The following is a 15,165-nucleotide window of genomic DNA, read 5'->3' as shown; positions in this document are numbered from 1 at the left end:
TCGGGAGAAGCGCCATGACGCCCGCGACCAGCCATGTTCGAACCGGCCCGCCACGGCGGCCCATGCGGGGCCGGCTGCCCAAGACGACAATTGCCGCCGGCCTGCTGGCGCTGGCCGCATGCACCGGCCCGGCCACGCAGCAGCCGGCACCCGTCGCGCCATCGGCCGCGGCGCCCGCCGCCTCGGCACCGCCCACGTCCTCGAAGCCGTCCGCGCCGCCGGGTGCCGCGCGCCCGGTGCCGGCAGCCGCGCCGGCGACCCCCGACGCCGCCTCCGCTCCTGCCCGTGAACAAACCCCGCCGGACGACCTGGGAACGCCTTTTTCCACCCGCTATGCCCGCTTCGAGCCGGTGCCGTTCTCGGCCCTGCCCGGCTGGTCCGCGGACTCCGCGCGCGAAAGCCTGAACGCTTTCCGCCAGAGCTGCCTGGCCCTGGGAAAGAAGCCGGTCTGGGATGACCTGTGCGCCGCCGCCGGCCGCATCGAAACGATCGACGACCCGGGCATCCGCCGCTTCTTCGAGCAGCGCTTCCACGCCTACTCCATGCAGAACCCGGACCAGAGCGACGAAGGCGTCATCACCGGCTATTACGAGCCGCTGCTGGAAGGCAGCCGCACCCGCAGTTCCCGCTATCCCTATCCCGTCCATGGCGTGCCCGCCGACCTGCTGTTCCTGGACGCCCAGGTGGCGGCCGCGGGCAAGCGGCAGTGGCTCCGGCTGGACGACCGCCGCCTGACGCCGGCCGCGCCCGGGTCGCCCGGCGCCCGCCAGTACGACGTGGACATGGGCGACCTGACGCCCGGCATCCGCGACAAGCGCTACCGCGTGCGGGCCGAGGGCGGCCGCATCGTGCCCTACTGGTCGCGCCAGGCCATCGAGCGGCGCGCGCTGGATGCCCAGGTACTCGCCTGGGTGAACGATGCCTATGCCCTGTATTCGCTGCAGATCCAGGGTTCCGGCAAGATCCGGCTGGCCGGTGGCGAGACCCTGCGCGTCGCCTATGGCGAACAGAACGGCCATCCTTTCCTGCCCCAGGCATCGAGCGCCGACACCGCCACCGTCGGCGCCGCGATCAAGACCCGCGGCCTGGCGCTGGGAGCCAGCAGTGCCGCCGCCACCTCATCGGCCGCGCTGCCGATGGCCACCCCGCAAACCGCCCCCGCCATCCAGCGCGACCCCGACGTGGCGCGCATCATCGCCGCCTTGCAGGGACGCGGCAGCGGCGCGGCGGCGCGTCCGGCCGCGCCCGCCGCAACCCCCGTGGCGCCCGTGGCGCCCGTGGCCCCGGCGGCCCCGGCGGCCAGCCGGCCGGCGGCTCCCGATCCGGAGGTCGCCGCCATCATCGCGGCACTGGGGGGAAACACATCGGCCCGACCCGCCGCGAGTCCGGCGCCGGCGCCCGCCTCCGCTCCCGGCGACGCCTCGCCCGCCGCCATGGGCGGGACCGGCCAGACAACCGGCATCCCCGACCCCAGCTACGTTTTCTTCCGCCTGATCCCGGACGGCCCGCAAGGCCCGCTGGGCGCGTTGGGCGTCCCGCTGACGGCGGGCCGCTCGATCGCCGTGGATCCTCGCACCACGCCACTGGGCTACCCGGTCTTCGTCTCCACCGGCGGCTCCTCCCCCTCGGCCGGCGCCGTCAACCGGCTGATGTTCGCTCAGGACACCGGCGGCGCCATCCGCGGCACGGTGCGCGCCGATTACTTCTGGGGTTTCGGCCCCACGGCGGGAGACCGGGCTTCGCGCATGAAGGAAACCGGCCGCATGTGGCTGCTGCTCCCGCGCGACCTCCGGACCTCGGCCATGACGGCGGCGGTACGCACCCGCTCGCTGGGCGGGCCCGCGGTCCTGGCCGAATGCGTGGTTCCCGATCCGGACAATTGCGTGGAGCAATAAGGTCCGGCTGCGCTCCGATGCCACGAGTAATAGGCCATTCGGCGAATGGCCCGGGGCGCCGTCCCCTCCTAGACTGCCTACTCCAAAGCGCCGGACCGTCTCACCATGCTCGAGGAACTTCTTCCCTACTATGAAGACGAGCTCACGCATCTGCGCAAGCTCTCGAAGGAGTTCGCCGCGCGCTATCCCAAGATCGCGGCGCGGCTGCTGCTGGACGGCGACGTCTACGAAGACCCGCACGTCGAACGCCTGATCGAGTCTTTCGCGTTCATCGCCTCGCGCATCCACAAGAAGCTGGACGACGACTTCCCGCAGATCACCGAGGCATTCCTGTCGGTGCTGTATCCGCACTTCCTGCGGCCGGTGCCCTCGATGTCGATCGCCCAGTTGCTGCTGGCGCCGGGCGCCGAACTGAGCGGCGCGCAGCGCGTCGAGCGCGGCACCACGCTGCTGACCCGCCCCGTGCAGGGCGAGCCCGTGCGTTACCGCAATGCCTGGCCGGTGGAGGTCTGGCCGCTGGAAGTGACGGCCGCCCGATGCGAGTCCATCGAGCGGTCGGCCTTCGCGCTGCGCGGCGCGGAGACGGCCGCCACCATCAGCGTGCGCGTGGAGACCCGGGGCCAGGCCAGCTTCGCCCAACTGGGCGTCGATACCCTGCGCTTCTATCTCGATGGCGAAAGCCCGCTGGTGCATGCGCTGCATGAGCTGCTGCTCAACAGCACCAGCCGCGTGCAGATCGTGCCGGCCGAGGGACAGCCCCCGGCGGAGCCGCTGGAGCTGCCCGCCTCCTGCCTGCGCCCGGTGGGATTCGGCGAAGGCGAAGGGCTGCTGGACTACGACCCACGCTCGTTCCTGGGCTACCGGCTGATCCAGGAATACTTCGTCCTGCCGGAGAAATTCCTGTTCGTGGACCTGACCGGCCTGGACCTGCGCCGCTACGCCCGCGGCATCGACATACGCTTCCTGCTCGCGCCCTTCGGCCGCCAGGAGCGCCTGGGCCGGCTGGAGCAGACGGTGGGCCGCGATACCTTCAAGCTCCACTGCACGCCCATCGTCAACCTGTTCCCGCAGCCCGCCGAACCGGTACGGTTGACGCACGAACTGCACGAGTATCCCGTGGTCCCCGACGTGCGGCGGCCGCTGGGACTCGAGGTCTATTCGGTGGACGGCGTGCGCCGGCACACCCGCGGCGTGTCCCAGGAACAGGTGCGGGAATTCCTGCCCTTCTTCTCGGTGGCGCATGGCATCGAACAGGAACCGGGCACGTACTGGATCGCCCGCCGCGTGCCTTCTCCGCAGCCTTCGGACGAGGGAACGGACATGCGCATCGCACTGGTCGACAAGGACATGGATCCCAGCGTGCCGTCCGTGGACACGCTGTCCATCATGCTGACCTGCACCAACCGCGACCTGCCCGCGCTCCTGCCCTTCGGCGGCGAAGACAGCAACCTGCAGCTCGAAGACGCCGGCGCCGTTTCCGGCGCGCGCCTCCTGAAGAAACCGACCGCCACCTGGCGCGCGCCCATGCGGCTCGCCAACCAGTGGCGGCTGATCTCCCATCTGGCACTGAACCATCTGTCCATCGTCGAGGACGGGCGCGAAGCGCTGCTGGAGATCCTGAGCCTGTACAACTTCACCGATTCGGCCAGCCTGCGCAAACAGATCGCCGGCATCGTCGACGTGGCCGGCGCGCCGTCGGTCGCGCGCGTGGGCGCGGCACCCCGCCAGGCCTTCGTGCGCGGCACCGACATCACCCTGACCTTCGACGAAAGCCAGTACGTCGGATCGGGGGTCTATCTGCTGGCCTGCGTGCTCGACCGTTTCTTCGGGCTGTACTGCACCGCGAACTCCTGGACCCGGCTGACCGTGCGCACCTTGCAGCGCGAAGCCGCCATGGCCACCTTCGCCCCGCGGTCGGGCGACCAGCACCTGGTGTAGCGACATGGCCGCTCCCGTCCACAGCCACCTCGCCCTGCTGGAAGCGCATCCGGAACGATATGGATTCTTCCAGGCCGTGCGGCTGCTGCTGCGCGGCGCGGGCGTACCGGCGGGGACGCGGGCGATCCCACCCGGCACGCTGCGCTTCGGCACGACGCTGGGACTGTTCTTCCCGCCCAACGAGATCGCCTCCATCGCCCGGCCGGCATGGGCCGGCACCGACGGCCCGCAATTGATGCGGGTGAACTTCATGGGCCTGGCCGGCCCCTCCGGAGTCCTGCCGCGCCACTATACCGAGTGGCTGATGGCCCTGCGCCAGGCGCGCGACCCGGCCGCGCAGGATTTCCTGGACTTGTTCAATCACCGGCTGATCGAGCTTTTCTGGCGCGCCTGGGCGCGCCATCGCCCCGAGGTGGCGCTGGAATCGGACGCGGAATCGGGCGTGCACCGCCACGTCTACGACCTGATAGGCATGGGGACGCCCCACCTGTACGGCAGCCTGTTTCCGCGCCGCGGGACCGAATCCCGCGCGCGGCGGCGTCCGCTGCCCGGCGCGGCGCTGGGCTACTACGCCGGCCTGCTGTCGCAGCGGCCGCACGGCGCCGGGTCGCTGGCGCAGGTCATGAGCGACTATCTGGGCGCGCCGGTCGCGGTGGAAAGCTGCGTCGGCACCTGGCAGGACGTACCCGCCGGCGACCGCACGCGCCTGGGCCGGCAGGCCGCGGCGCTGGGGCGGGAGTGCGTGCTCGGCAGCCGCTTCTGGGACCGGCAGAGCACGCTGCGGCTGCGGGTGGGACCGCTGCGACGCCGCCATTTCGAGCAATTGCTCCCGCCGGCCGACAAGCGGGCGGGCTGGATGGACGGCACGGTAGAGCTGGCACGGTTCATGACCGGACTGGCGCTGGACCTGCGCATCCGGCTGGCGGTCCGCGCCGACGAAGTCCGGCCGGCGCGGCTGGGCGGCGCCGCGCCGGATGCCGCTCGCCTGGGCTGGAATACCTGGCTGGGCGGACGGCGCAGCCCGCGGCCGGCGGACGACTGCGAATTTCAATTCAGCGCAACGGGAGGCCAGTCATGGCGGTGAACCTGCGGGCATTGGTGGGGCGCCTGAACGGCGTATGCAAAGGCGCGATGGAAGGCGCGGCCGGTCTTTGCCTGTCGCGCACCCACTACGACGTCGAGATCGAGCACCTGCTGTCCAAGCTGCTCGAGACGGAGAACACGGATGTCGCGCGCATCCTGCGCCAGTTCGACATCGCCCCGGACCAGGCGCGCAAGGAACTCGATCGCGCCCTGGACACGTTCAAGACCGGCAACTCGCGCACGCCCGCCCTGTCGCCCCATCTGCCGCTGCTGCTGGAGCGCGCCTGGGTCTTCGCCTCGGTCGAATACGGCGAAGCCAGGATACGCAGCGGCCATCTGCTGATCGCGCTGCTGGCCGACGCCGACCTGAAGCGCCTGCTGGCGCCCGCCATCAAGTCGCTGCAAGGCATCAACCTGGAATCGCTGCAGCAGAACTTCCACGCCATCGCCGCGGCGTCGGCCGAGGCGCGGGACGCCCTGGCGCTGGGCGATACCGGCGTGCCGGCCGACCTGGCGCCGGCCGCCGACGGCGCCGGCGGCAAGCCCAGCGCGACCCCCAACCTGGACCGGTTCTGCATCGACCTGACGCAACGCGCGCGCGAAGGCCATCTGGACCCGGTGCTGGGCCGGGACGAGGAAATACGGCTGATGGTGGACGTCCTGTCACGGCGCCGGCAGAACAATCCTATCCTGACCGGCGAGCCCGGCGTGGGCAAGACCGCCGTGGTCGAGGGCCTCGCGGCCCGCATCGTGGCCGACGACGTACCGCCCGTCCTGCGCGGGGTCACGCTGCTGTCGCTGGACCTCGGCCTGCTGCAGGCGGGCGCCAGCGTCAAGGGCGAGTTCGAAAACCGGCTCAAAGGCGTGATCGACGAAGTCAAGCGCAGCCCCAAGCCCATCGTCATGTTCATCGACGAAGCGCATACGCTGATCGGCGCCGGCGGCGCGGCTGGCCAGAACGACGCGGCCAACCTGCTCAAGCCGGCCCTGGCGCGCGGCGAAATGCGCACCATCGCCGCCACCACCTGGAGCGAATACAAGAAATACTTCGAGAAGGACGCCGCCCTGACCCGCCGTTTCCAGGTGGTCAAGGTGGACGAGCCGGCCGACGCCAAGGCCGTCGGCATGCTGCGCGGCGTGGCAGCGGCCATGGCGAAACACCATGGCGTGCGCATCCTGGACGAGGCCGTGGCCGATGCCGTGAAGCTGTCGTCCCGCTACGTGGCCGGGCGCCAGTTGCCGGACAAGGCCGTCAGCGTGCTGGATACGGCCTGCGCCAAGATCGCGGTCGGCCAGCATGCCACGCCGGCCGCGGTGGAAGACGCCCAGCGCCGGCTGGAAGCGCTGGCCACCGAGCGCGCGCAACTGGAATCGGAGGCCGCCACGGGACTGGACCATGCGGCCCGCCTGGCGGAGATCGCGGCCGACACGGCACAGGTCCAGGCCAGCCTGGACCGCCTGAAGGAAAAATGGGAGACCGAACGCAAGCTGGTGGCCGAGATCGGCACCCGCCTGGATGCCCTGGCCAGCCTGCCGGCCGATGCGCCCGAACGCGCCGGCGCCGCGCTGGAACTCGACCGGCTTCGGGCCGACCTGCGCGCCGCGCAAGGCGATGCGCCCATGGTCCATGCGCTGGTGGATGGCAGCGCGGTGGCGGAGGTGATCGCGGGCTGGACGGGGATCCCGGTGGGCCGCATGGTGGCCGACGAGATCGAGGCCGTGCGCCGGCTGGACACGCTGCTGGCCGAACGCGTCATCGGCCAGGACCACGCCTTGCAGGCCATCGCCCAGCGCGTGCGCACCTCGCGCGCCAACCTGGAGGACCCGAACAAGCCCAAGGGCGTGTTCCTGCTGGTGGGCACCAGCGGCGTGGGCAAGACGGAGACCGCCATCGCGCTGGCCGACATCCTCTACGGCGGCGAGCGCAACATGATCACCATCAACATGTCCGAGTACCAGGAGGCGCACACCGTCTCCAGCCTGAAGGGCTCGCCGCCGGGCTACGTGGGCTACGGCGAGGGCGGCGTCCTGACCGAGGCGGTCCGCCGGCGGCCCTACAGCGTCGTGCTGCTGGACGAGATCGAGAAGGCCCATCCCGACGTGCTTGAGCTGTTCTTCCAGGTATTCGACAAGGGCAACATGGAGGACGGCGAAGGCCGCGAGATCGACTTCCGCAACACGCTGATCATCCTGACCTCGAACGCCGGCACCGACGTCATCATGCAGGCCAGCGACAACGGCCGCACCCGGCCGCCCGTGGACCAGTTGCTGGACCTGCTGCGGCCCGACCTGCAGGAGGCCTTCAAGCCGGCGTTCCTGGGTCGCTGCGCGCTCGTGCCCTACTACCCGCTGCGCGACGAGAACATGAAACGCATCGTGCGGCTGAAGCTGGACAAGATCGCGCGGCGCATACGCGCCAACCACGCGGCGGCATTCGAGTACGACGAAGCGCTGGTGGACGCGATCGCGCGGCGCTGCACCGAGGTCGACTCCGGCGCGCGCAACATCGACAACATCCTGACAGGCACCCTGCTGCCCGAGGTGGCCGATCTCGTGCTGGCCCGCATGGGCGCGGCCGAGGCGATCTCCCACATAGGCGCCGGCATCGGGGCCGACGGCGGCTTCGCCTACACCATCCGCTGACGGATCCGGCCATGGCTATCTCCACCGCCGAACGCCTGTTCGACCTCGCCACCCCGCTGGGGGACGACGCGTTGCTGGTCGAACGGTTCGAGGGACACGAACGACTGTCCGAGCCCTTCCGCTTCCACCTGACGCTGGCTTCGGAACAGGAGGACATCAAGCCGTCCGCGCTGCTCGGCCAACGCGTGACCCTGCGCGTCTACACCGAAGACGGCGAACGCCACTGGACCGGCTGGGTGTCGAGTTTCGAACGTGCCGGCGAGCCGCGCCAGAACGACGACGACAATCACAGTACCCGCTATGTCTGCGACGTCGTGCCCTGGTTCTGGTTCCTGCAGCTGCATGAGGACTCGCGCATTTTCCAGAACCTGAGCATTCCCCGGATCGTCGAAGCCCTCTTCAAGGAATTCAGCTTCTCGGACTACGAGCTCCACCTGACCGAGGACTATCCGGACCTGGTCTATTGCACCCAATACCGGGAAACCACGTTCAACTTCATCTCGCGGCTGCTGGAGCGGGCAGGCATCCATTACTTCTTCCGCCACGAAGAAGACGCCGAGATCATGGTGCTGACCGACAACCGGGACAACAACCCCAAGCTGGAAACGGCCACCCTGCCTTTCCACCAGCAGATCCTGCTGGAAGAACGCGACGGCATTTCGTGGCTGTCGCGCCGGTTCGCCTCGCGCACCGGCCGCTACGTGTCCAATGACTACGACTTCACCAAGCCGGGCACCGACATGCGGGTCTCGATCAATTCGTTGATACGCGTCGGCAACAACGCCGAATTCGAACGCTACCGCCATCCCGGCGGCTACACCGAGCTGGCCGACGGCGACCAGTCGACCCGGGTGGAGATCGAGGCCGAGGAAGTCGAGTACGAGACGCTGGAAGGCGCGAGCAACGTCCGCGCGCTGACGCCGGGCTACGTATTCGAACTGGAAGACCATCCCATCGACGCGATGAACGAGGAATACCTGGTCGTATCGGTGGAGCACAGCGGCACCAACAACCTGGGCGACCTGGGCGGCGAGGAAACCAGCACCTACAACAACCGGCTATCGGTGATTCCGCACCGGGTCACCTACCGCGCGCCGCTGCGCACGCCCCGCGGCCGCGTGAACGGGCCACAGACGGCCGTGGTCGCGGGCCCCAAGAGCGAAGAGATCTACACCGACGAGTACGGCCGGATCAAGGTCCACTTTTTCTGGGATCGCCGCAGCCATCGCAACGAAAAGAGTTCCTGCTGGCTGCGCGTATCCCAGGTCTGGGCGGGACGGCAATGGGGCGCGATGTTCATCCCCCGCATCGGCCAGGAAGTCATCGTCGACTTCCTGGACGGCGACCCGGACCGGCCCATCGTGGTGGGCAGCGTCTACAACGCCGACAACATGCCGCCCTACGCGCTGCCCGCGGACCAGACCAAGTCCACCATCAAGACCATGTCCAGCAAGGGCGGCGAAGGTTTCAACGAGATCCGCTTCGAGGACAAGAAAGGCGAGGAACAGCTGTTCGTCAACGCCGAGAAGGACATGGACGTACGCGTGGGGAACGACCGGCGCACGGCCATCGGCAACGACGACCACCTGGTGGTGGAACGCGACCGGCTGGACGAGATCAAGCGTCACCGCCACGAGCAGATCAAGCAGGACCGCGTGGCCGAAATCGGCGGCGACGACCACCTGAAGATAACCGGCATGCAGGCCGTCGCCATCACCGGGTCGCAGTCGGTGAAGGTGGACGGCGGCGTGGGCGAATCCTTCAAGAGCCACAGCGAGTCCGTCTCGCAAAGCTATTACCTGAAGGCCGGCATGAACGTGGTGCTGGAAGCCGGGGCCAAGCTGTCGCTCAAGGTCGGCGGCAGCTTCATCGACATCTCGGCGGGCGGCATCTACATCCAGGCGCCCATGGTGATGATCAACAGCGGCGGCGGCCCGGCCTCGGGCAGCGCGGCCTCGCTCGTGTCCCCCATGCAGGTGATGCAAGCCGCCCTGGCCACGCACGCCGATCCCGGCCAGGTCTTCAAGGGAGGCGGGGACGGCGACGAGCCGACGCACGACCAGACGGCGGAAGAAAACAAGGACAAGACGCACTACATCGAGGTCCAGCTGCTGGACGAGGAAAGCCAGCCCGTGACGGGAGAACGCGTGAAGTTCAAGCTGCCCAACGGCAAGACCGCCACCCGATCCACCGACCAGGAAGGCGTGGCGCGGGTGGCCCGCCTCGACCCGGGGAACTGCGAGATCAGCTTCCCCGGCCTGGACGACTCGGCCTGGGAGTAAGCCATGCCCAACTATACTGTGGGAGAAAACGACAGCATCGCCAGCATCGCCAAGGACCACGGATTCCTGTGGAAGACGATCTGGGACCACGGCAGCAACGCCGGTCTGCGCGCCAAACGCAAGGATCCCAATCAGCTCGTGCCGGGCGACGAGGTATTCATTCCCGAGAAGGGCACGAAATCGGTCGGCAAGCCGGTCGACGCCCGCCACACGTTCACGCGCAAGGGCGAGCCCACCAAGCTGAAGCTGCGGCTGACGGTGCTGGACGAACCGCGCGCCAGGGAAGCGTACACCCTGGTCTTCGGCGACAAGGTGATACACGGCGTGACCGACGGCGACGGCAAGCTGGAACACCCCATCCCGGGCGAAACGCGCAGCGCCACCCTGACGCTGTCCGAAGGCGCCGAGGTCTACGACATCGCCATCGGCGCGCTGCGCCCGGTCGGCGACACGGCCGGCGTGCAGCGCAGGCTGGAGAACCTCGGGTTCGATTGCGGCGGCGAGAGCGGAAGCATGGGCGATGCCACACGCGACGCGCTCAAGCGCTTCCAGAGCCAGTATGGACTGGACACGACCGGCGAGCCCGACGACGCCACCCGCGCCAAGCTGGAAGAACTTCATGTCTAGGGAATGCCGCCAATTGCCGTACGGGGTTGATTGCTTGATCCGGCCTGGGCCGGTGCGCTGGACGCCATTCCCCAAGTACGCCGCCCCTCGAACGACGGCCGAGGAGAAATGAACGATGGGACTGCTTGAAAGCGCGGCGGGAACCGCGGCCGGCGCCGCCAACAGCGTGGCCGGAGAAGGATCGACGCTGGGAGGGCTGATCGACGACGTGGCCGGCAAGCTGGGCGGCGGGCCCGGCGGCGCCGGTGCCGGCACGCCCTACTACTACGCCCGCGAACCGCTGAACGACAAACAGGGCCAGCCGCAGAAACTGTTCCTCAAGCCCACCGCCATGGGCTCCGAAAGCCTGTCCTCGGACGAAAATCGCGGCAGCCGCCCCATGCCCATCGAGTTCATCCATTTCGGCAAGGCGCATGCCGACATGAACGACCTGTTCCCCGGCAAGGGGCCGCCGGGACACGGTGCCGGATGCCGCGACGCATTGCTGCGCGAAGCCATGCTGCTGCACGGTTTCGCCCGCTGCGCGCGGCAAGTGCTGCAGACCAACACCCAGGGCGCGGTCGGCGCGCTGCTGGAAACGGCGGGCTCGCTGCTGGGCAGCGGCAAGAAATCCGGCGCCGTGGACCCGCAACAGTTCACGGCCATCATGGTCGCCATCGCCACCGCCGGCAAGAAGCTGAACGCGGCCTCGATCGACTACACCACGCTGCACCAGGCCGGCGTGGACCTGCACCAGGCCCGGGCCGACTACTGGACGCTGTGCGCCTCCGCGTTCAAGCCCGGGGCCGGCGGCGGCGCGGGCCTGCCCTCGCTGCCCATCCCCGGCGGCCTGGGCGCGGTCGGCGCGGTGGGGGGGTTCATCGCCGACGTGCCCAAGTACCTGTTCAAGGTGCAGGACACCTACAAGGCCGTGTTCCAGGCAGCCCGCACCGAGTACGAGGCCGGCATCGAGGAAGCCTGCCGCGCCTTCTCGGTGGTCGCGATACGGGACGGGCGCACGCCTACGTTCTTCATCTGGACCGACAAGGACGAGGCCGCGGCAGCAGGAGGCTCGGCCGCGCCCGCCGCCCCGCCCAAGACCTACTCGGGCCCCCTGGGCAAGGCGGAAAAGGCGGTGGACGACGCGAAAGACACGGTCGAGGAAACCCGCGAGAAGGCCAAGCGCGCCCAGGAGTCGCTGACCGACTGGCTGGAGACCGCCGGCGCCCGGACCCGTCCCGGCAGCGAGGCGCTGGCCGCGGCGTTCGCCACCCTGTCAGGCGGCGAACGCTGGGACGAACCGCGCACCGATCCGAAGAATCGCTTGAAAATCGTTCCCGCGCCGGCGCTGATGTCGCGCGCCATCGCCGAGGGCGTCGGCGTGACGCTGCCCGGCTTCGTCGACACGGTGGTCCAGGAAATCGCCAAGGTGTCGGCCACCATCCTGGAACGCATCTATGTCAACCTGCTGCTGGCAGGCTGCCAGGGCGACGTACCGGCGCTGGTGTCGCTGTCGGTGCGCGAGACGCTCAGCGGCACCCTGGTCAATCTCGCCTTCAAGCTGGCGGGTTTCGATCCCCCCGGAGAAAACAAGAAGGCCCAGGGCGAGACCGAGCTGGGCAAGGTCAGCGTGGGCCGCAAGGAACTGATGAACAAGGGCGCCGAACTGGTGGAGAAATTCCTGACCGGCCAGGCCTCGCATCTGAACGCGATCCTCGATTTCATCGTCGACGAGCTGACAAAGGAAGTACAGACGCTGCTGGACCGCGCGAAGTGCCAGGAGGCGATGACCATGGAGGCGCTGCTGGCCGGCGTGCCCATGCTGCTGGCCCTGCAGGTGCGCAACACCCTGTTCCCGCTCTTCAACCTGCTGCTGGAGGCTTTCGGGCTGGGCGACACCGTGGGCCGGACCGTCTGGAACCCGGTGCGCGACCGGCTGGGCCAGGCGGCCGGCATGGCCAAGGACGTCCAGGACACCAAGAACAACGCGCTGGCGGCGGCCGAGCAGGCCAAGCAAAGCGGCAAGAACGTCGACGACGCGGTCGGCAAGTTGGGCTCCAACCAGTTCAACTTCCTCGATCCGGCCAAGAGCGCCAACGAAATGAAAGACAAAGTCGACGACGTCGACCAGGCCCGCCGCGACGGCATGCAGGACGTCATGGACAAGGCCACCGGCAAGAAGGGCGACACTCCCGGCGGGGCCGACGCCGACGCCCCGCCCACCGGCGAACTCCCCTTCCCCGGCACGCTGGAGAAGAGCTGCGAGGCCAAGCGCCCGGAAAAACCCGAAATCGACAAGGTGGCCAAAGTCACCTTGAGCGGGTAAGGGGGAGGCGCCCGGGGAAAACCGCTACGGAACCATCTCGGTGAATTGCCCTGGCATCGTCACCGTGATCACCCCGCCCCAGTTGCACATGCAGGTCGAGGTGTTGTTCAGGACCGGCTGGTTGGCCAGCATGACGGTGGGCGCGCCCGGAGCCCAGGGCGAGCTGGTCGCCGGCACGCAAGGCATGGGGGTGAGCACCCCCAGGGCGGCGGAGGTGGCCGAGGCGACGGTGGGATTGGCGGGGCAGGCGCACATGCCGAAAGGCATGATGTTGACCATCGGCTTGTGATCCATGATGTTGGCCGCCGGCTGGTTCGAGGACATCATCCGGTTGACGGGCAACACCACCAGCGACGAAGGGGCCAGGCCGAAGCTGCATTGCAGCAGCGCCCCGTTGACGACGTGCATGGCCATGGCGGTCCTCCTGCGGCGCGCCGGCCGCCGGCGCGGCTAGGAGCCGGTGGCGATGATTTCCACGCGCCGGTTCTCGGCGGCGCGCGGATCGACGGGGTTCAGCAGTTCGGTCTGGCCCTTGCCCACCGTGCGCAGGCGCGAGGCGTCGACACCATGGCCCACCAGATACGTCTTGACCGAGGCGGCGCGACGCTGCGACAGCCGCATGTTGTAGTCGGCCGACCCTACCCCGTCGGTATGGCCCGCCACCGTGAACATACGCCCCTTCAGTTCACTGGAAGCCAGCGCCGCGGCCAGGTTGTCGATGGAGCGGCGCGAACTTTCGGCGATCTGGTCCGAGCCGAACGCGAACTGGATCTGCATGGAAATGGCGGCGGGCGCGGCGGGCGCCGGCGCGGCTTCGGGCATCGCGGTGGCCTGGGACGAGGCACCGGGACGCAGCGCGCGCGTGCGCACGCCGGCGGTGGCATCGTCGCTGCCGCCGCTCTTGAGCTGATCGATGATCTGGTTGACCGAGGGCGTTTCGGTACCGAAGTTGCCGGACTGGGCATGCACCGGATGCGGGATCGCAAGGGCGGCCGCGCACGCCAGGGTGGCGGCGAGGACACCCGGGGGAAAGACTCGGGGCCGGACGGAGGTTTTCATGGCGCGCACTCCAGGAAGGTGGACAGGCGGATGCCATAGTGTGCGCAAATCCCCGGCCGGTATCGATATGCCAAGCGGCCTATCCCGTCGCGCCCGGACCTGCCGTACCCGGCGGCGAGACAGCCGGCGACATAGGCCCTCTGCCCTATCGCCGCGGACGCCGGGCTTACGTAGATTGCGGATACAGCTTTCACGAATTATTGCAACGTGCACCGAATCTCCGCGCCGCCTCTGTTGCTGCTCCTGCGCCGGTTGGCCGTCCTATGGCTGGCCGCGCCGCTGGCCGCGCCCTGGGCGGCCGACATGACACTCATCCTGGACGATACGGCGCAGCAGTACGGCGAATTCGCCGCGCAGCTGCGCAGCGTCAATGCCGCTTCGCACCGGCTGACCCAGGGCAGGGTCGACATCCTGCCGCTGGATTCGCTGCGGCAGCTCGACGCGCAGGCGGCCGCGCCACGATCCGGCCCGGACGACAGCGACTCCGTCCTGGCCGGCGTGCGCACGCGCAGCGCGCGCGGCTCCATGCTGCCCGACACGGGTCCGCCGGCCTCCCCGCCCCAGCCGGTCCGCGCCGAAGGCAGCGATCCGGGCGTGCTGGTAGCGGTGGGACCCAAGGCAGCCCGGGCCGTCGTCCAGCGTGCCGGCAATGAACCGATCCTGCTGGCCCTGCTGGGCCGCCTGGAGTATGAGGAACTGCGCGCCCTGCCCGCGCTGCGCCGCCCGGAGCGTGCCATCGGCGTGTTGTTGCGCGATCCGGCCGCGGCCGAGCAGCTCAGCCTGATCGACGCCGTGCTGCCCGGCAAGCGCCGGGTCGGCGTCGTCACCGCGCCCCAGGCAGAACCGCTGATGCGCGACCTGGCCAGCGCGGCCCTGGCCTGGCCTGCCCAGCACCCGTCGCGCGGCGGCCGGCCCTGGGCCATCGCCGCCGCCGATGCCCCCGACGCCAACGCCCTGACCAGCGCCCTGCAGGCCGTCGTTCCCGCCAGCGATGCCTTGCTGGTGCTGCCCGATCCGGTGGGATCGACATCCGCCGCCGCCCTGGCGCTGCTGCAATCGGCGGCCACCGCCAATCTGCCGGTGTTCGCCACCAGCGAGGCCATGGTGCGCGCCGGCGCCCTGGCGGCGCTGGTGCCCGGCAACGCACAACTGGCCGAACAGGCCCATGCCCTGACCGTGCGGCTCAGGCAATCCCCGCCCGGCCCGCCGGTGGTCGAGGCTCCCCGGCGGCTGACGGTGCGCACCAACCCTCATGTGGCCAGGCGCCTGGGGCTGGCCTTGCCGCCGGACGACGCCCTGACCGCGGCCGTGGCGCGCAGGGACTAGCGTCGGG

Annotated in this window: 10 protein-coding genes; 8 read left to right on the top strand and 2 right to left on the bottom strand. The window is 69.4% G+C overall.

What is annotated here, in order from left to right:
- Positions 1 to 14 precede the first annotated feature (14 nt).
- The 7 genes from mltA to AC1Q6E_RS02420 all read left to right on the top strand — a co-directional run bounded on the left by mltA (position 15) and on the right by AC1Q6E_RS02420 (position 12,773).
- Complete coding sequence (gene mltA, locus AC1Q6E_RS02450) at positions 15 to 1,895, top strand: murein transglycosylase A (RefSeq protein ID WP_492572136.1); 1,881 nt, start codon at positions 15 to 17, stop codon at positions 1,893 to 1,895.
- 105 nt (positions 1,896 to 2,000) lie between these two features.
- On the top strand, positions 2,001 to 3,833 hold the full coding sequence (gene tssF, locus AC1Q6E_RS02445) for a type VI secretion system baseplate subunit TssF (protein WP_492572135.1): 1,833 nt from the start codon (positions 2,001 to 2,003) through the stop codon (positions 3,831 to 3,833).
- 4 nt (positions 3,834 to 3,837) lie between these two features.
- Entirely contained in the window at positions 3,838 to 4,917 is a 1,080-nt protein-coding gene (gene tssG, locus AC1Q6E_RS02440; RefSeq protein ID WP_296557280.1) for a type VI secretion system baseplate subunit TssG, read from the top strand.
- A complete protein-coding gene (gene tssH, locus AC1Q6E_RS02435) occupies positions 4,908 to 7,559 on the top strand; it encodes a type VI secretion system ATPase TssH (RefSeq protein ID WP_492572134.1) in 2,652 nt (883 codons plus the stop codon). Before tssG ends, tssH begins: the two co-directional genes overlap by 10 nt.
- A gap of 11 nt (positions 7,560 to 7,570) precedes the next feature.
- The gene (tssI, locus tag AC1Q6E_RS02430) at positions 7,571 to 9,841 is read left to right on the top strand and encodes a type VI secretion system tip protein TssI/VgrG (protein ID WP_492572133.1); all 2,271 of its coding nucleotides are present in this window, start codon (positions 7,571 to 7,573) and stop codon (positions 9,839 to 9,841) included.
- A 3-nt stretch (positions 9,842 to 9,844) separates the two neighbouring features.
- Positions 9,845 to 10,468 (top strand): peptidoglycan-binding domain-containing protein, encoded by a 624-nt coding sequence (locus AC1Q6E_RS02425; protein ID WP_152793130.1) that lies wholly within the window; start codon positions 9,845 to 9,847, stop codon positions 10,466 to 10,468.
- A 115-nt stretch (positions 10,469 to 10,583) separates the two neighbouring features.
- Positions 10,584 to 12,773, top strand: a complete 2,190-nt coding sequence (locus AC1Q6E_RS02420) for a hypothetical protein (protein WP_492572132.1) — start codon at positions 10,584 to 10,586, stop codon at positions 12,771 to 12,773.
- A 24-nt stretch (positions 12,774 to 12,797) separates the two neighbouring features.
- On the opposite strand, the gene AC1Q6E_RS02415 is transcribed toward AC1Q6E_RS02420, so the two are convergent.
- Positions 12,798 to 13,187: a DUF4280 domain-containing protein gene (locus AC1Q6E_RS02415; protein ID WP_492572131.1), complete on the bottom strand. Its 390-nt coding sequence runs from the start codon at positions 13,185 to 13,187 to the stop codon at positions 12,798 to 12,800.
- A 36-nt stretch (positions 13,188 to 13,223) separates the two neighbouring features.
- Positions 13,224 to 13,832 carry an OmpA family protein gene (locus AC1Q6E_RS02410; protein WP_152793127.1) on the bottom strand — a complete coding sequence of 203 codons (609 nt, stop codon included), beginning with the start codon at positions 13,830 to 13,832 and terminating at the stop codon, positions 13,224 to 13,226.
- Between the two features lie 207 nt (positions 13,833 to 14,039).
- On the opposite strand from AC1Q6E_RS02410, the gene AC1Q6E_RS02405 reads away from it, so the two are divergent.
- Positions 14,040 to 15,158 (top strand): ABC transporter substrate binding protein, encoded by a 1,119-nt coding sequence (locus tag AC1Q6E_RS02405; RefSeq protein WP_492572130.1) that lies wholly within the window; start codon positions 14,040 to 14,042, stop codon positions 15,156 to 15,158.
- Positions 15,159 to 15,165 lie beyond the last annotated feature (7 nt).

The sequence above is a fragment of the Pigmentiphaga sp. MLSB6-MA01 genome, assembly GCF_058793475.1.
This window is presented reverse-complemented; position numbering and strand designations above follow the sequence as displayed.

Bases quoted from the DNA above. Each gene is read 5' to 3' on its own strand.
- mltA (WP_492572136.1), top strand. From the start codon at position 15: ATGACGCCCGCGACCAGCCATGTTCGAACCGGCCCGCCACGGCGGCCC.
- tssF (WP_492572135.1), top strand. From the start codon at position 2,001: ATGCTCGAGGAACTTCTTCCCTACTATGAAGACGAGCTCACGCATCTG.
- tssG (WP_296557280.1), top strand. From the start codon at position 3,838: ATGGCCGCTCCCGTCCACAGCCACCTCGCCCTGCTGGAAGCGCATCCG.
- tssH (WP_492572134.1), top strand. From the start codon at position 4,908: ATGGCGGTGAACCTGCGGGCATTGGTGGGGCGCCTGAACGGCGTATGC.
- tssI (WP_492572133.1), top strand. From the start codon at position 7,571: ATGGCTATCTCCACCGCCGAACGCCTGTTCGACCTCGCCACCCCGCTG.
- AC1Q6E_RS02425 (WP_152793130.1), top strand. From the start codon at position 9,845: ATGCCCAACTATACTGTGGGAGAAAACGACAGCATCGCCAGCATCGCC.
- AC1Q6E_RS02420 (WP_492572132.1), top strand. From the start codon at position 10,584: ATGGGACTGCTTGAAAGCGCGGCGGGAACCGCGGCCGGCGCCGCCAAC.
- AC1Q6E_RS02415 (WP_492572131.1), bottom strand. From the start codon at position 13,187: ATGGCCATGCACGTCGTCAACGGGGCGCTGCTGCAATGCAGCTTCGGC.
- AC1Q6E_RS02410 (WP_152793127.1), bottom strand. From the start codon at position 13,832: ATGAAAACCTCCGTCCGGCCCCGAGTCTTTCCCCCGGGTGTCCTCGCC.